The 16215-nt window shown below is 45.1% G+C and carries 14 protein-coding genes; 6 read left to right on the forward strand and 8 right to left on the reverse strand.

Annotated features, from left to right (window positions below; all coding sequences use genetic code 11):
• Positions 1–169 precede the first annotated feature (169 nt).
• Positions 170–1819 (reverse strand): chaperonin GroEL, encoded by a 1650-nt coding sequence (groL, locus tag PSBA01_RS02935; protein WP_058024925.1) that lies wholly within the window; start codon positions 1817–1819, stop codon positions 170–172.
• A 123-nt stretch (positions 1820–1942) separates the two neighbouring features.
• Positions 1943–2233: a co-chaperone GroES gene (gene groES, locus PSBA01_RS02940; protein ID WP_058024926.1), complete on the reverse strand. Its 291-nt coding sequence runs from the start codon at positions 2231–2233 to the stop codon at positions 1943–1945.
• Between the two features lie 457 nt (positions 2234–2690).
• Between groES and PSBA01_RS02945 the strand changes: the two genes are divergently transcribed.
• Positions 2691–3446: a DUF3108 domain-containing protein gene (locus PSBA01_RS02945; RefSeq protein WP_228724663.1), complete on the forward strand. Its 756-nt coding sequence runs from the start codon at positions 2691–2693 to the stop codon at positions 3444–3446.
• A 112-nt stretch (positions 3447–3558) separates the two neighbouring features.
• Here PSBA01_RS02945 and PSBA01_RS02950 read toward each other — a convergent pair whose 3' ends face one another.
• Both PSBA01_RS02950 and wrbA read right to left on the reverse strand, forming a co-directional pair.
• Entirely contained in the window at positions 3559–4011 is a 453-nt protein-coding gene (locus tag PSBA01_RS02950) for a hypothetical protein (protein ID WP_186475009.1), read from the reverse strand.
• 127 nt (positions 4012–4138) lie between these two features.
• On the reverse strand, positions 4139–4756 hold the full coding sequence (gene wrbA / locus PSBA01_RS02955; RefSeq protein ID WP_186475010.1) for an NAD(P)H:quinone oxidoreductase: 618 nt from the start codon (positions 4754–4756) through the stop codon (positions 4139–4141).
• A gap of 296 nt (positions 4757–5052) precedes the next feature.
• Between wrbA and PSBA01_RS02960 the strand changes: the two genes are divergently transcribed.
• The 3 genes from PSBA01_RS02960 to PSBA01_RS02970 all read left to right on the forward strand — a co-directional run bounded on the left by PSBA01_RS02960 (position 5053) and on the right by PSBA01_RS02970 (position 9763).
• Positions 5053–6618, forward strand: coding sequence for a YihY/virulence factor BrkB family protein (locus tag PSBA01_RS02960; protein WP_186475011.1), 1566 nt, complete (start codon positions 5053–5055; stop codon positions 6616–6618).
• 115 nt (positions 6619–6733) lie between these two features.
• Complete coding sequence (locus tag PSBA01_RS02965; protein WP_186475012.1) at positions 6734–8350, forward strand: DUF2254 domain-containing protein; 1617 nt, start codon at positions 6734–6736, stop codon at positions 8348–8350.
• A gap of 138 nt (positions 8351–8488) precedes the next feature.
• On the forward strand, positions 8489–9763 hold the full coding sequence (locus PSBA01_RS02970) for a cation:proton antiporter (RefSeq protein WP_186475013.1): 1275 nt from the start codon (positions 8489–8491) through the stop codon (positions 9761–9763).
• A gap of 88 nt (positions 9764–9851) precedes the next feature.
• Here PSBA01_RS02970 and PSBA01_RS02975 read toward each other — a convergent pair whose 3' ends face one another.
• From PSBA01_RS02975 to PSBA01_RS02985, 3 genes are read right to left on the reverse strand one after another with little or no spacing between them, the layout of a single operon-like run.
• Positions 9852–10337, reverse strand: coding sequence for a DUF2127 domain-containing protein (locus tag PSBA01_RS02975; RefSeq protein ID WP_228724625.1), 486 nt, complete (start codon positions 10335–10337; stop codon positions 9852–9854).
• A 55-nt stretch (positions 10338–10392) separates the two neighbouring features.
• On the reverse strand, positions 10393–11604 hold the full coding sequence (locus tag PSBA01_RS02980; RefSeq protein ID WP_186475015.1) for a dihydroorotase: 1212 nt from the start codon (positions 11602–11604) through the stop codon (positions 10393–10395).
• 58 nt (positions 11605–11662) lie between these two features.
• On the reverse strand, positions 11663–12736 hold the full coding sequence (locus PSBA01_RS02985; RefSeq protein ID WP_071003207.1) for an aspartate carbamoyltransferase catalytic subunit: 1074 nt from the start codon (positions 12734–12736) through the stop codon (positions 11663–11665).
• A 385-nt stretch (positions 12737–13121) separates the two neighbouring features.
• Here PSBA01_RS02985 and PSBA01_RS02990 point away from each other — a divergent pair, with 385 nt between their 5' ends.
• Positions 13122–14105, forward strand: coding sequence for a class 1 fructose-bisphosphatase (locus PSBA01_RS02990; protein WP_186475016.1), 984 nt, complete (start codon positions 13122–13124; stop codon positions 14103–14105).
• A 96-nt stretch (positions 14106–14201) separates the two neighbouring features.
• Positions 14202–14996 carry a TrmH family RNA methyltransferase gene (locus PSBA01_RS02995; RefSeq protein WP_186475017.1) on the forward strand — a complete coding sequence of 265 codons (795 nt, stop codon included), beginning with the start codon at positions 14202–14204 and terminating at the stop codon, positions 14994–14996.
• Between the two features lie 205 nt (positions 14997–15201).
• Here PSBA01_RS02995 and PSBA01_RS03000 read toward each other — a convergent pair whose 3' ends face one another.
• Positions 15202–16134 carry an electron transfer flavoprotein subunit alpha/FixB family protein gene (locus PSBA01_RS03000; protein ID WP_186475018.1) on the reverse strand — a complete coding sequence of 311 codons (933 nt, stop codon included), beginning with the start codon at positions 16132–16134 and terminating at the stop codon, positions 15202–15204.
• Positions 16135–16215 lie beyond the last annotated feature (81 nt).

A 16215-nucleotide genomic window follows, 5' to 3' on the forward strand; every position in this document is an offset into this window, starting at 1 on the left:
AAAGCCCTGCTATCTTTCGATAGCAGAGCCTTGAATAGTCAAATAGACTTTATGAGGTTGATTTTACTTTTTGCGAAAAGTGATTTATCAAGGAAGACGAGCGAAAATAGTACTTATTGTACATTGAGCGCGTCTAACAAAGAAAAACCACTTTGCAGCGACAGTAAAATTACATCATGCCGCCCATTCCACCCATACCGCCCATTCCACCAGCACCGCCCATGCCAGCCATACCATCATCTTTTTCTGGTAGGTCAGTAATCATGGCTTCAGTCGTTAGCATGAGACCAGCAACAGAGGCAGCGTTCTCTAGTGCTGAGCGTGATACTTTGGCTGGATCAAGGATACCCATCTCAAGCATATCGCCGTACTCACCAGATGCCGCATTGTAACCGTAGTTACCCGTGCCGTTTTTCACTGCGTTAACAACCACTGATGCTTCTTCGCCAGCGTTGGTAACGATTTGACGTAACGGTGCTTCCATCGCGCGGCGTAGGATGTTGATACCAGCGTCTTGGTCGTCGTTGTCGCCTTTTAGCTCAGACAGTGCATTCATCGCACGAACTAACGCAACGCCGCCGCCAGGTACAACGCCTTCTTCAACCGCGGCACGAGTGGCATGTAGCGCATCGTCAACACGGTCTTTCTTCTCTTTCATTTCAGTTTCAGTCGCTGCGCCAACTTTGATTACTGCTACGCCGCCTGCTAGTTTCGCAACGCGCTCTTGTAGTTTTTCTTTATCATAATCAGAAGTAGACTCTGCGATCTGACGGTTGATAGACTCAACACGGTTTTCGATGTCAGCTTTGTTACCAGCGCCATCAACGATCACGGTGTTTTCTTTACCAACAGTGACTTTTTTCGCAGTACCCAATTGCTCAAGGGTCGCCGTCTCTAGGCTTAGGCCAATCTCTTCAGAGATTACGGTGCCGCCCGTTAGCGTTGCGATGTCTTCTAGCATGGCTTTACGACGATCGCCAAAACCTGGTGCTTTAACCGCACAAGTTTTTAAGCCGCCACGCATGTTGTTTACAACTAGAGTTGCCAATGCTTCGTTTTCTACGTCTTCAGCGATGATTAGCAATGGTTTGCTTTGCTGCATGACTTGCTCAAGTAATGGCACGATCTCACGGATGTTGCTGATTTTTTTGTCAACCAATAGGATATATGGGTTTTCAAATTCAGCAGTCAAGCTGTCTTGCTTGTTGGCAAAGTACGGGCTGATATAACCACGGTCAAACTGCATACCTTCGACCACTTCTAGGGTATCTTCGAAGCTTGAACCTTCTTCAACGGTGATAACGCCTTGCTTACCAACTTTTTGCATCGCTTGCGAGATCAATTCACCGATTTTGGTGTCTGAGTTTGCAGAGATAGAACCGACTTGCGCGATGGCTTTTTCATCGTCGGCTGGGGTTGATAGGTTATGGATTTCTTGCACAGCTGCGCGAACGGCTTTGTCGATACCGCGCTTAAGATCCATTGGGTTCATACCAGCGGCCACTGACTTCATGCCTTCTTGCAAGATTGACTGAGCCAATACGGTCGCAGTCGTTGTACCATCACCAGCGACATCGTTTGTGCGGCTAGCAACTTCACGAACGAGCTGAGCACCCATGTTTTCAAATTTGTTTTCAAGCTCGATTTCTTTGGCAACTGATACACCATCTTTAGTGATGGTTGGCGCGCCAAATGACTTATCGATAACTACGTTGCGACCTTTAGGGCCTAGGGTGACACGTACTGCGTTTGCTAGAACGTTTACGCCGTCCATCATTTGTTTACGGGCATCTATGCCGAATTTTACGTCTTTTGCCATGGTAAATTACTCCATTATTATAAGTATGAGAATACAATTGAATGATTTGATAGTTGCTTATCAAAAGCGGTTATCAGAACCTGTGGTCAAGATGTGCTGAGTATAAAACGATACTCAAGAGGACTAGCCTTCTAGCACACCTAGTACATCAGACTCTTTCATAATCAATAGTTCTTCACCGTCAACCTTCACGGTTTGACCAGCATATTGACCGAACAAAACTTTGTCGCCAGCTTTTACATCTAACGCACGAGTTTCGCCATTGTCACGAACTTGGCCATTACCAACTGCAATGACTTCACCTTGTGAAGGTTTCTCTTGAGCAGAACCCGGCAATAAAATACCACCAGCAGTTTTTGTCTCTTCTTCTATGCGACGGACGACGATACGGTCATGTAAAGGACGAATGTTCATCGATATGACTCCAAAAATTGGTTGTTTGAATAAAGGGTTTATTTGAATTAATAGTCTCAATACCAGTATCTATAAGAGTCGCCATTCAATCATAGCAATCTAAAGATACGCTTTGAGCTTGTAACAAAAAGTGGGGGCAAGATAGGTTGGCTTCAAGTGTAAAGCCCAAAAATTTACAAGATTATTCTGACGGTATCTGACAGAGATGAGGCTTAATAGAGGCCATACGTTTTATTTACCCTATATTGCTGGCTTTACAGCACGTTACCCTCGATGGTCGTATTAGATGTCATAGCAACATTCGCTACAATCGTCACACGTGCCAGTCGGTTCTTACTCTTGAAAATGTAACAGAGTATGACCATTATAAGCGTTGTGAACATAATAAGAATGACAATAGATGCTGCTATATCAGCATCTTATTAACTACTAAGAGGTATTTATGAGTTTTTTATCAATGCATAATAAATCACTGCCCAACGCTTCTAATAATACGAAACGCAGTCCATCTAAGTTTTTATCTGCCTTAATCACAGGTATCAGTATTTCTACCATTGGAGCCTTGAGTATGACCGCACCCACACTTGCCAGCGCAAAGACTGTTCAGCCATCAACGGCCAACTATAGTTTTACCGTTGAAGACAAATACAAAGGATCGGCGACTCGTACGTTAAACAAGTCCGGCAATACTTGGAAATACAACGTTAAGGCTCGCGTCGCCGGGGTAGCTAGTGCCTCGCAAAACAGTACGTTCACCCTCAATGGTAATAATGTCATTCCAACCCAAGCCAGCACCACTTATAAGCTATTAGGATTGGGTCGTACCCACAAACTAGACTTTAACCCAAATAGCAAAAAGGTGACCAGCAACTATAAAGGCAAGACCACAACGCTGAGTATGCCGCAGCAAGCCTTTGATGACTTGAGTCTTGAGGTGCAAATTCGCCAAGATCTGTTAAACGGTAAGTTCACTGGCAATTACTACATGGCAAAAAAAGACAAGATTGAGAAGACACCATTTAAAAAGTCGGGCAGCACCAAAATTACCGTTCCAGCGGGTACATTTGATACTGTCCGTGTTGACCGTATTCATGACGACAATGACCGCTCAACCAGTTTTTGGTTAGCGCCGAGCTTGGATTATTTGCCCATAAAAGTCAGTCAGATCAATGATGGTAAGAAGATGGATTTGGAATTGACCAAGGTTAACTAATCCAAGTATGTAAACAGAAGCGTTGAAAAGTAATACTGCAATAAAAAAACGGCGTCCTATTTGGAACGCCGCTTTTTTATATCTTAAGATTAATGACTATTATTACAGCCTACTAATGAGAACGCGGTTTTTTAACAACATTATTCATCGACGGCAAGCGTTTTAGTAAAATAAACAACCAAACGTTGATGGCAAACAACAATACAAAATCAATCAGATATACCGCTATTTCCGCCCAGCTGCTGCCATACGCGCGCGTAAACAGCACCACGCCACTTGCGCCCAAATATATTAGAGTAAACATACTACCGACCAATAACGCATAAGGAGAGCGTCCACGTAGTATCCATGGCGTCAGTATAAAAGCTGGCAAAAGCCATAGTGCTTGCCATGCGATACCGCCCACAATATCAGGGCTACTTGGGTTAAAGATGCTAATAAAAATAGGCAGTCCCATTAATCTGTAAACCAGCCAAATCACCCAAGTGACTATCAAGCGCTGCGCAATAGGCGCGATAGGCTTGGTAACTTTAGGAGACTTACTGTTAGAGTGGTTTGTAGCCATTAGAGATTTTTACTTCCTAAATGAATAGCATAGATATGTCGCTATTAGCGATTAATCATCAGTATTTGAGTGCAAAGAGTGTTTAAGTATCAAGCTTGAGCTATAACACCGGTTACATGAGACTCGATTAGCGACCCCAGTTTGCTTGTGCTAAAGCAGTAGCGGTGATTGCCAAGCGGCGACCTTGTGCAATACCTAGGTCACGCTCGTCTGCCGATACTGGCTGATCATGGGCGGCTCCGCTAACATGACTGGCACCATAAGGCGTCCCGCCGCGATGCGTCCGATTTAATGCAGGCTCAGCATAAGGCACACCCACGATGACCATCCCGTGATGCATCAATGGTAACATCATCGTGAGCAATGTGGACTCTTGGCCACCATGCATAGAGCCTGTCGCTGTAAATACGGACGCTGGCTTATTTTGTAGGTTTCCCGCCAGCCAGAGCGTGACGGTATTGTCCCAAAAATACTTCATGGGCGCGGCCATATTGCCAAAGTGCGTCGGGCTACCCAGTGCCAGACCGCTACAGTCTTTTAGATCGTCCATCGTACAATACAAGTCACCTTCATCAGGTATCGCAGGCTTGCTCAATGTGGTTTCAGGTGCCACCGTCGGGACAGTACGAATACGTGCGGTCATGCCAGCATCTTCGATCCCTTGAGCGATAGCATATGCCAATGTCTTAGTCGTACCGTAATTAGAATAATAGAGCACCAATACATAAGGGGCGGTCTGACTCATTAGCAAAGCTTCCTTATAAAATCGTTAATGTTATCTTTTATGGCAGACGCTATAATCTAGTCTCATACTACCGAAATATAACCTATAACTGCATTGTAAAATATGCGCTCATTATGCCCCAGTCATTCACTGACATGCAAACCAGCTGACGACTATTTTACGACCACTTACTCCAGCCACGCCTACCTGATGCCTTATCAAATAGCCGCTGTGCATTTTGACACAATTAAACCGCAGATGTGAGCAGCGCATGTTTGTTACACTATTATCACTCTTACTTTTGCTAACTGGTCGACATGGAAAAATTCTCACAAAAACTGCCATTTCTACAACAACGCTGGTTTCAATTCTTGCGATTTTTGGTTCGACATTTTTTTGAAGACAACTGTCAGCAAAAAGCAGCATCGCTAACCTACACGACTATGCTGTCGATCGTGCCTGTATTAACCGTTTTGCTCATGATATTGTCCTCTGTACCGGCACTGGCATCCGTCAGAGCGCAGATATACGAGGTCATTTATAGCAACTTGTTGCCGCAATCGAGCATGCAAGTCAGTGAGTATATCAATGACTTCGCCGAAAAATCATCGAACCTTACCATTATCGGCGCCATGGTGCTATTTTTTACCACCATCATGACCTTGACCACCATTGAGCGTGCCTTTAATCAAATCTGGCGGGTGGAGAGCCGCTCAGGTGGTATAAAGAGTCTGCTGCGCTATTGGACAATTGTGACCTTGGGGCCTATGGTGCTGGGTACGGCGTTTATCGCTTCAAGCACGGTACAAAGCTTGAGTTTTTTAAATCGCCAAATAGCAGGCTACGGTATCGATTGGGGGTTTTGGGTACAGGCCGTATCGATTGGTATCACCATGGCCGGCTTTATAGGGATGTATTGGTTTATTCCCAAAGCCCGTGTGCCCGCAAAAAATGCAGCGATCGCGGGTGTGTTTGTCGCAATAGTCTTTGAGCTGATGAAGCATCTGTTTGGCACAGTGATGGCAAACTTTACCAGCTACGAGGCCATTTACGGAGCCTTTGCCGCCTTGCCTATCTTTTTGTTATGGATATACCTGTCTTGGAATTTGATTTTGTTAGGCGTTGAGATCAGCTATACCTTGACGATTTTTGAGACCGAAGAAGTCTACCCGCGCCATCCCCTACTTAGCTTGCTGGACATGCTGAACTTGGTATATACCCATCATTTAAAAGGTGAGGCCGTCAGCGAACAAGCGCTGCGCAATGTGTTGGGCCGCAAAGAGTTACCCAAATGGTACACCTATATCAACTACCTCCAAGACAGCAACCTCATCACCATGACAGAAGACGATGACTATGTACTCAAAAAAGATCTGAGTAAGATGACATTATGGGATTTTTATCGCACCTTGCCTTATCCATTGCCTATTAAGGATGAGCTTGATGAGATGAAGCTAGAAGACCAAAAACCTTGGCTCAGCTTATTGGTAGATCGTTTTGAGCACACAGAAGCGTATGCTAAGCAGCAACTACATCTGCCATTGAGTGCTATATTCGCCAATAGTGAGCCGCGCAAAAAATCAGCCTCTAATAAAAATAACAATGGTGGCAAGTTGTTTAGAAAAACAACGGCGGCGAGCCATTCACTGACAAGTGATAACTTAAATAGCAGTGGCGCTTATAGAGATAATGTCGATATCGAGGCATCACCCCACTTCGACCCTATCGCCTATGATAAGGACAGCAATATTGATTGCGACTATCACCATAATGAGGCGATCATCCCTATAGGTTCTGGTGAGCCATCGGCTGAGACAGAGGCTGGTAGACGCGACTATAAAAGTGCCATTATTACTGAAGCTGATAATCCTAAAGCCAGTTAATGACAGATTAGCCAAAACCCATTACCCTAAAAAATTCATCGTTTGATGCTCTGAGCAAGATTATCAAACGATAGCGATGAGCCACTTTACGACTATTTTTGGATACTTTGAGTATATGGCAGTGTATAAAGATGATGAAACGAGCTTGTGGATCCGTACTATTAGTACAGGTCAGAGCAAGCTCAAACAGTTTACTCAGTTGTGGTCGTTACAGACATTGGCTGACCTGCCCGATCGTTTAAGAAACTTGTGGCAGGAGTTGATCGGCTCTTATTGGTTTATTCCAACTGCTTGCGTCATCGCCGGCATCTTACTGGCGCCGGTATTGGTGACGATAGATCAGCACTTTGACCGCGAGACCGTTCGAGAGATCTCTTTTGCGTTTACGGGTGATGATGATGCTGCACGCGCTATCATGACCGCTATTGCTGGCGCTGTATTGGGCGTTGCTGGTACGACGTTCTCAATTACGATTGCCGTGCTGTCGATGGCCTCCTCCCAGTTTGGCCCACGGCTATTACGCAACTTTTTGACAGACACTCCGAACCAGTTTGTACTCGGCGCCTTTATCGGCACCTTTAGTTACAGCCTGCTTGTCTTAAAATCCATTCACAAGTATGACGTGTCTTATGGTGTGCCACAATTAGCCGTAACCTTTGCCATTATCATGGCGATCATCTGTGCGCTGTTATTGGTCTATTTTGTCCAGCATATGGTCCACGCTATTCAGGCCTCGCGCGTCATTCAAAACGCCAGCAACGATGCGATTCATAATATTTATTATTGGTACAGCGATCGATGCGACGTCCAGCATCAACGTGATGCTGAACATCATGATGTCGAGCAGTTTCATAACTGGCCTGCCATGCCTATTTATTCACCAAGCTCAGGCTATCTACAGCAAATCTATTTTGAGTCATTGATTGCGCTGTCACAAGACTACGGCGGTGTGGTACAGATGCATGTCAATCTTGGTGGGTATATTACTGACAAAAATGTTATGGGATATTTTTACCAACGTCCAGCAGATCATCCAAACAATCAACAAAAAACAGCAACACCGCATCTAGCTACGATACCGCGGTCACCTGATGGGATGTTTTGGCAGCGCTTTGCCGGTTGTATTCGTATCGAGCAGCGACTGGCACACTCCAATGACATTGCCTATAGCTTGGGGCAAATGACTGAAATTGCCGTACGAGCATTATCTCCTGGTATCAATGACCCAAAGACAGCCGTCAACTGTGTACAGTCTTTGACAAGTTGCTTAAGTATTATGATGCGGCGCCAGCCCCCAAGTCCCTACCATTTTTATATACCAAAATCGGATAATAGCTCTGAAGATGAGGTAAAGCAAAAACGGCTGGCCATACTAGCCTTGGTCACTCACACCCCAAAAATATCGGATTTTATCAACGTATCACTTGGTGAAATACGCCGCTATGCAGCCGCTGATTTGATGGTGCTAAAAGCAATGTGCGAAGCAATGGTCAATCTAAACTATGCAAGGGTGAATAGCGCACAACAACAAACGCTACTGCATGAGCTACATCTGATCAAGCGAGCTGGAGAAGAAAACTTAAACTACCAAGAACTGATAGATGACCTTGTCGCTATGTGTGAGCAAGCCAAGCAGTTTATTCTTGATGAAGACGCACAGCATCAACATTTTAATTATGTCAGCGAATTTGCTGCCAATATCCGTGAAGCACTACAGTCACAGTCGAGTTAGTAATATGACAATTGGATCGCATAGCGTATTGGTAATACACAGTCCCTATCATTTCAATATTTATAGCTCAAAATCTTTACGTAACTCTCATAAGTCATAGGCTTAGGGTTAATTTTATATTCATACGAGATCTGCTTTATGGCATCTGCAACCAGCCTAACCATACTTGAAATCAGCGCCATATTTTTATCGATTACGGCCTTGCTGACCTATGTCAATCATCGCTTTATCGGTCTGCCCACGACCATTGGAGTCATGGTCATCTCGATTGTCCTATCTATCGGTGCGATATTTTTAGGATTTTTGGGGTTTGATCAGCTGATTGATTATGAAGTGAGCTTACTAGAGCAGCTAGATTTTACCGAGGTGCTATTGGACGGTATGCTCTCGATGTTGCTATTTGCAGGTGCCTTGCATGTCAATATTGGTGATTTGAGACGCTATAAACTGCCTATCGGTATCCTAGCTGGACTCGGTACTATCGTATCAGCCATGCTCATTGCCACCGCGATTTACTTTATGCTGCCTATATTCGGTTTTGGACTGCCGTTTCTTTGGTGCCTACTTTTTGGCGCACTCATCTCCCCTACGGATCCCATTGCCGTCATGGGAATTCTTGCATCAGCAGGCGCGCCAAAAAGCATTGAGACTGTCATCGCTGGTGAGTCATTGTTTAACGACGGTATCGGCGTCGTGATTTTTGTTCTCCTACTGGGGATTTTATCTAGTGGCGATATTCCAACCATTAACTATGTGGCGCATACATTGGCGGTCGAAGCTGGCGGCGGTGTGATATTTGGTTTGGTATTGGGTGCAATTTTGTACTATCTACTCAAGAGCATCGATAGTTATCAAGAGGAGGTACTATTGACACTAGCAGGCGTTATCGGTGGCTATGCGCTTGCCAGCCATTGGCATTTGTCAGGGCCGCTCGCTATGGTCATGATGGGACTGATGGTTGGTAACCGCGGGCGGGCGCTTGCGATGAGTGATCAGACGCGTCATTACATTGATCTGTTTTGGGAGCTGATTGATGAAATCTTAAATGCTATTTTATTCGTCCTTATCGGTCTAGAAGTAGTGATGATTGCTTATTCAGGCAATTTATTTATTGCAGGTGGTCTAACTATTGTTATTGCCTTAGTGGCTCGTTTTATCGTGGTTGGGATGACGACCAAGACCTTTCATCGCCAGCTTGATTTGCCCACTGGTGCATGGAAAGTACTAACATGGGGTGGATTGCGCGGCGGTATCTCAGTCGCTTTAGTATTACAGCTACCCATCGGTACCGAGCGCGATATTTTATTGGCACTCACTTATGCGGTAGTGATATTTTCTATCTTGGTACAGGGCCTCAGTGTTGGCAGAGTCGCCAAGAGCATTCGTAAGGATAAAGAAATAACAGAGGCATAAACCACAAATACAGCACGTATAAAAAAGCCAGCCTGGGACATGATGTCTTAGGCTGGCTTCGGCTGGCTTTTTTGAGCAGTTTCAATGGTTATATCAAACCCTTTCTTTTCATATTACGATAAACCACGATAATAATAAGCAGATTAGAAACCAATATTCCCAGTTTAAACCAATCAAATGGACTGGTTATCAGATAATAAACCTCTATAGGAATAAAGACACCATAGCCCAGCACACCAAACCAATACGCCCATGTCTTATCGCGCCATAATCCATAGGCTTCTAGGAAGCGCAAACTGGCATAAGCAAATATCAACGATAAAAACACTGGCCAGTTTTTGCTGGCCTGTTGGGCAATACTTACTACACTGTCGATTTGCGGTGCAAGTAGGTGGCCAAAGGTATGGCGCCAAGAGCCAGTCGCGGTCGTCAGCCAATGCTCAAGATCGGTATGCCACGACCACAATGCACCTGCACCTAATAATGCCCCCACACCTTTGACGACTTCATAGATGGCCACTGCTTTGATAGACTCACTGGCTGTGCTGTGCGTTTTTTCTAGAGGGTCAATCATTTCACCCCCTTTATCCTTCGAGGATAGCGGTAGACTATCATCCTGTCGGGGCAAATTAGCCAAAGAACGTCTCCACAACACGTCCTTGCAACTGCTGATTAAAAAATGGTGTGTTTTTACCATTCGATAGCATAGATTGCGCAGTCACTTGCCACTCAAAATACGGGTCAACCAATACCGCGCCGCCGATCGCTTCATACTGCTCATGAATACCCGCAATCTTTGCCGGATTAAGACAGATTTTATCAACCAGCTCTGAGAGTGTTAGTACCTCATCATTGACCAGCTGACAGGCTAGCGCCATAAAAGTATCAAAATTCGAGATACCTGGCGTACTCTCAGCAAATGGCGCTTTTTTCGCCGTACTGTTCAGTGGCTCGTGATGACTACAGATGGCATCGATAGTGCCATCTTTTAAGCCACGGCGGATTGCCTGCTGGTCGGTATTACTACGTAGCGGTGGCAAGACATATGCCTGAGCATTAAAGCCTTCAAGATTGTCATCAGTTAAATACAGCTGATGCATCGCAACATCACACGTAACAGGCAAGCCTTTATCTTTTGCCCAGCGCATGAGCTCAATCGAAGACTTGCAAGACAGCTGGCTGAAGTGAGCGGCTATCCCCGTCTCTTCAACCATCAACAGCTGCTTAGACAGTGCAACCGTTTCCGCAATCCAAGGAATCCCTTGTAAACCATGATAAGAGGCGATATAACCCTCATGCGCCACGCCATCTCCAGACAGACTTGGCTCATCAGGATAAAAGAATACTTTCATACCAAAAGTCGCCGCGTACTCTAGTGTTCTTAGCAATACTAAGTCATTGCGAAAAGGTCTACGCGCATTGGATACTGCGATACAGCCGCCCTTTTTAAGCCCTGCAATATTAGACGGTCGTTCGCCCTCTAACCCTGTGGTCAATGCGCCCAAAATATGCAAGTAAATACCGCCATCACTCAAGGCGCGCTCACGCAAGCCCTTTAAGAGGGAGCCATTTTCTAAAATAGGATTGGTGTCAGGTGGCGTGACTACATGCAAAAACCCGTTACCACAAGCTGCCCTACCTTCTGATTCCAGCGTACCGTGTTGCTGTTGGCCCGGCTCACGCAAGCGCGCGCATAGATCTACTAATGGTGGTAGTAACCACATCTCACGGCCAGAATCGAGTGTAGACAGTTTTTCTGTTACAGTTTGCGGCAATGCATCCTTAAATGCTTTTGGTAAATGGTCAAAGATGGGTGCATCCGTATTAAGCATGGTAGACATAACGTTATTACCGTATCAATAAAATGAAATAAATGAGAATAAGTCGCGCGGCAAGCTGTTACTTGCCAGCCGCTTGATGAGCACGTTGACCTTCCATCGCAAGCGACAAGACCGCCATTCGTATGGCAATACCGTTATTTACCTGCTTTAAGATCACCGATTGCGCGCCATCAGCCACACTAGAGGCAATCTCAACACCGCGGTTCATTGGCCCTGGGTGCATAACTAGCGCATCAGGCTTGGCCAATGCTACTCGCTCTGGCGTGATCCCATAATGCTTATAGTATTCACTTGACGATGCCAATAGGGGCGAACCGATACGCTCATTTTGTATTCTTAATCCCATAATCACATCACAATCAGTGACGCACTCATCCATATTTTCATATACTTTTACGCCAAAACGCTCAATACCTTTCGGCAATAAAGTACGCGGCGCACACACACGGATATCTGTCACACCTAGGGTTTGCAAGGCGCTAATATCAGAACGGGCGACGCGTGAGTGCTTAATATCACCAACGATTGCGATAGACAGCTCTTCAAATGGGCGCGGTGCCTCACGGTGAATGGTCAACATATCGAGCATTCCCTGAGTAGGATGCGCATGCCAGCCATCCCCCCCATTGATGATAGCAATATCAGGGGTCACTTCTGTCGCCATAAAATGCGCGGCACCTGATGCTGAATGTCGAACTACAAAAATATCTGCGGTCATCGCCTGTAGATTCCACAAGGTATCGCGTAGACTCTCGCCTTTTTTGGTACTAGAGCGTTCGATATCGATATTGAGTACATTAGCACCCAAGCGTTTTTCTGCTACTTCAAAAGTCGTCCGGGTACGAGTCGATGGTTCAAAGAACAAATTCATGACCGTATAGCCATCTAACTCAGGACGATTGATGAGCTGCCCGTTTTCATCAAAGAAAGTCTCTGCTTTTGCGATAATAGCTTTGAGCTGTGCTTTATTAAGACCTTCAACACCCAAGAAATGCCTGATACTGCCATCGGTGTTGAGCTGCGGACGACTCAGTGAGGTATTGAGTCTTTGATGAATTGTATTGGGATCAAATTTTGCATAATCAGTCGGTGAGACTGGTTGGGTAGCGCTACTATCGAGAGAATTTGACATAATGGCGAGTCTTTATTGTGGGTTTATATGAGTCTGTCGTAATCGCTTATTCATCTTTGTTCAATCATTTAGCACCGATAGGCACAGAGACGAGGACATTTTGACGCTTATTTGCTACAATTTACCGTAATCAAATTCGACCAAAAACCGCCTCAGCAGACAATCAGAAAGCGTAAATAGACATGCTATATTCTCATAGAGAATAATTCTGACAAATCTATAAATGAATAACAATAGATATAGTGTAGCCGATTTTGTGGTCAGGACAAAGATACCGTATAAGCTATTTAAAAATTCACCCCTTTAAGGTGTGCCAAATGCCGTCTATGACCTGACTCTAAGACCATCCATTTTTTACTTTCCATACCCTCTATTAGGAAGCTTTATGACGACCTTAGCAGATTATCTAAACCAACATGCCTCTAGTCCTGCACTCAACGACGTAATTACCACGGTCACTAATGTTGGTAAAACCATCTCACAACTACTTAGAAAAGGTGCTCTGGCAGATATTTTAGGCGAGGCTGGCAATCAAAACGTCCAAGGCGAAGATCAGAAAAAACTAGACGTACTGGCCAATGACTTACTGCTAGATGCATTGGCAAAGAATACCCATTGTGCCGGCGTTGCATCAGAAGAGCTTGATGATGCCACCCCTGCTAATGACGATGGCAGTCTATTGGTTTTGTTTGACCCACTAGATGGCTCATCAAATATTGATATCAATATGGCAGTAGGTACGATTTTTTCTGTTCTGCCGTACGAGCGTCAAGGTCAAACCAGTAAAAACAGCGACTATCTACAGGCAGGTAACAAACAGCTAGCAGCAGGGTACTTGTTATATGGCACCTCTACGGTACTGGCGTTGACCATCGCAGATAAGGTCGTGATGTTTAGCCTAGATCCAGAAACTGAAGACTATGTGCTAATAGAAGACAACGTGCAAATCGATGCCGATACGAGCGAATATGCGATCAATAGCTCAAATTATCGCTACTGGCGCGCACCGATGCAACAGTACATCGATGAGTTAATCGCTGGCGAGACAGGCGTACGTGGACGCGATTTCAATACGCGTTGGGTCGCCGCTATGGTTGGTGACGTCCATCGTATCTTATGCCGCGGTGGTCTCTTCACTTATCCGTTTGATACCAAATACGCTCATAAAGCAGGTAAACTACGCTTGATGTATGAAGCCAATCCAATGAGCTTATTGATTGAACGCGCGGGTGGCGGTGCGACAGACGCTGTCAATCGTATCTTAAATATCGAGCCCACTGACATTCATCAGCGTGTTCCTGTGGTGCTCGGTAGCAAAAACGAAGTCAATTATGTTAGAGACTTACACGTCAATTATTCTGAGCAGTAATTGATATAAGTACTTTCTAAAAATAACCAGCTTACAGCGAGATTATAAGCTCGATGCTGGTTATTCACCCTCCTACTCGTCTCTAAGCGATCCACTATGGTACTAAATCCCACCGAGCTGATTACCTCAGATAAGAACACCACCGTCAAGCTTGTAAAAGCCCTATTGGCACAAGCACGTCAACGCAAAAAACATGGTCAGACCGTCATAGAAGGTGTTCATCTGATAGATGCTGCACTTCGTAGTGACTATCCATTTGTCCAGATACTACTGTCTGAGTCAGCGCGTAGTCATCCTGAAGTTCAGCAAATATTGACTCGCCTGCCGACTTATACGCCTATTCTTATTTTATCCAATTCACTGTACGAGAGTATTCGTAGCTTAGGTACTGGTATCGATATCATGGCGATTATCAACGTACCAGCGCCTAGCTTGCCAGTGATTGATGAAGATTGCTTAGTCTTGAATGATGTACAAGACAGCGGAAATGTCGGCACACTCCTGCGTACAGCAGCAGCCGTTGGTATTCGCAACATCTTATGTACTAGCGCAACTGCTCAGGCTTGGTCTCCAAAGACGTTACGAGCCGGTATGGGTGCACAGTTTGCGCTGACTATTTATGAAGGCTTGAGTACGCAAGATATTTTAGATCACGTAAAAGTTCCACTGTTGGCGACCAGCTCACATACAGATACTATCATTTACGATCACGATTTATCTGCGCCTGTGGCGTGGATTATGGGTCATGAAGGTCAAGGCGTTTGTGACGAGCTAATGCAATGTGCCACCCCTATCGCTTTACCGCAGCCAAATGGGCAAGAGAGTCTTAACGTGGCGATTGCAGGATCTTTATGTCTGTACGAAACGTTGCGCCAAAGACAGTACTCTTAGCGTCCATTTATAACTACAATTAAAATCTTCTCTATCAAGCAAGAAAAAACCCACTATCATTTAATAGTGGGTTTTTGCTATCTGTCTACTACTAATATAGTCAAAGAAGTCTAAAACGGATACAAGGCAGCCGACTGCAGATTATACAAGTAGTACCTCTAAGGAGGGTAACGCCGTAGCCGTTTAGTAGTTCTGTGACTATATATTAAACCTTGCTAGTTAGCTCAGGCAGTGCTTCGAACAAATCAGCTTCTAAGAAATAATCAGCAACGCTAGCGATAGGCGCTTCTGGATCATTGTTGATAGCAACGATGACTTTAGAGTCTTTCATACCCGCTAGATGCTGAATCGCGCCTGAGATACCAGCGGCGATATATAGCTGCGGTGCAACGATTTTACCGGTTTGACCAACCTGCATATCGTTTGGTACATAACCTGCGTCGACAGCGGCACGTGATGCACCAACAGCAGCGCCTAGTTTGTCAGCCAATGGCTCAATATATTTGGTGAAGTTTTCACCATTTGCCAAGGCACGACCACCAGAAACCACGATACCAGCTGAGGTCAATTCTGGACGATCAGACTTAGCCATTTCTTCGTTCACGAAGCTAGCTTTGCCAGTTTCTTGTACATTATCGATCGTTTCAACAGTCGCTGAACCACCTTCGCTTGCTACTGGGTCAAACGCAGTCGTACGTACGGTTAGTACCACTTTGTCTTCTGTTGTTTTTACGGTTGCCGTTGCATTACCTGCATAGATAGGACGCTCAAAGGTTTGCGCATCTACGACTGCTGAGATTTCAGAGAGCATGCTCACATCTAGCAATGCGGCCACACGTGGCATAAAGTTTTTGCCAGTGGTAGTCGCTGCAGCAACGATATGGCTATAATCGCCGGCCACATCAGCAACCAATAGAGCCACATTACCCGCTAATTGGTGCTCATATGCTGCATTGTCTGCCAGTAATACTTTGGTCACGCCTTCAGCTTTTGCTGCTTCATCAGCGACTGCTTGCGCGCCGCTACCTGCGACCAATACATGAACGTCATCGCCCATTTGTTTTGCTGCTGCGATGGTGTTCAAAGTTGCCTTTTTTAGACTGGCATTGTCATGTTCTGCATATACCAAAATTGCCATGGTTTTAATCCTTTATTTGTTCGTATCATCGATTCATGAAGGGGTTTGTGTACAATGTGGTCTATATGGCCCTATGACTTG

The organism is Psychrobacter sp. KCTC 72983 (assembly GCF_014280455.1).
Classification (GTDB): Bacteria; Pseudomonadota; Gammaproteobacteria; order Pseudomonadales; family Moraxellaceae; genus Psychrobacter; species Psychrobacter pacificensis.

Coding starts and splice junctions, on each gene's coding strand:
- groL (WP_058024925.1), bottom strand. CDS start 1,819: ATGGCAAAAGACGTAAAATTCGGCATAGATGCCCGTAAACAAATGATG.
- PSBA01_RS02975 (WP_228724625.1), bottom strand. CDS start 10,337: ATGATTGACCCTCTAGAAAAAACGCACAGCACAGCCAGTGAGTCTATC.
- PSBA01_RS02965 (WP_186475012.1), top strand. CDS start 6,734: ATGGCAGTGTATAAAGATGATGAAACGAGCTTGTGGATCCGTACTATT.
- PSBA01_RS02970 (WP_186475013.1), top strand. CDS start 8,489: ATGGCATCTGCAACCAGCCTAACCATACTTGAAATCAGCGCCATATTT.
- wrbA (WP_186475010.1), bottom strand. CDS start 4,756: ATGAGTCAGACCGCCCCTTATGTATTGGTGCTCTATTATTCTAATTAC.
- PSBA01_RS02945 (WP_228724663.1), top strand. CDS start 2,691: ATGCATAATAAATCACTGCCCAACGCTTCTAATAATACGAAACGCAGT.
- PSBA01_RS03000 (WP_186475018.1), bottom strand. CDS start 16,134: ATGGCAATTTTGGTATATGCAGAACATGACAATGCCAGTCTAAAAAAG.
- PSBA01_RS02960 (WP_186475011.1), top strand. CDS start 5,053: ATGGAAAAATTCTCACAAAAACTGCCATTTCTACAACAACGCTGGTTT.
- PSBA01_RS02990 (WP_186475016.1), top strand. CDS start 13,122: ATGACGACCTTAGCAGATTATCTAAACCAACATGCCTCTAGTCCTGCA.
- PSBA01_RS02980 (WP_186475015.1), bottom strand. CDS start 11,604: ATGTCTACCATGCTTAATACGGATGCACCCATCTTTGACCATTTACCA.
- PSBA01_RS02950 (WP_186475009.1), bottom strand. CDS start 4,011: ATGGCTACAAACCACTCTAACAGTAAGTCTCCTAAAGTTACCAAGCCT.
- PSBA01_RS02985 (WP_071003207.1), bottom strand. CDS start 12,736: ATGTCAAATTCTCTCGATAGTAGCGCTACCCAACCAGTCTCACCGACT.
- PSBA01_RS02995 (WP_186475017.1), top strand. CDS start 14,202: ATGGTACTAAATCCCACCGAGCTGATTACCTCAGATAAGAACACCACC.
- groES (WP_058024926.1), bottom strand. CDS start 2,233: ATGAACATTCGTCCTTTACATGACCGTATCGTCGTCCGTCGCATAGAA.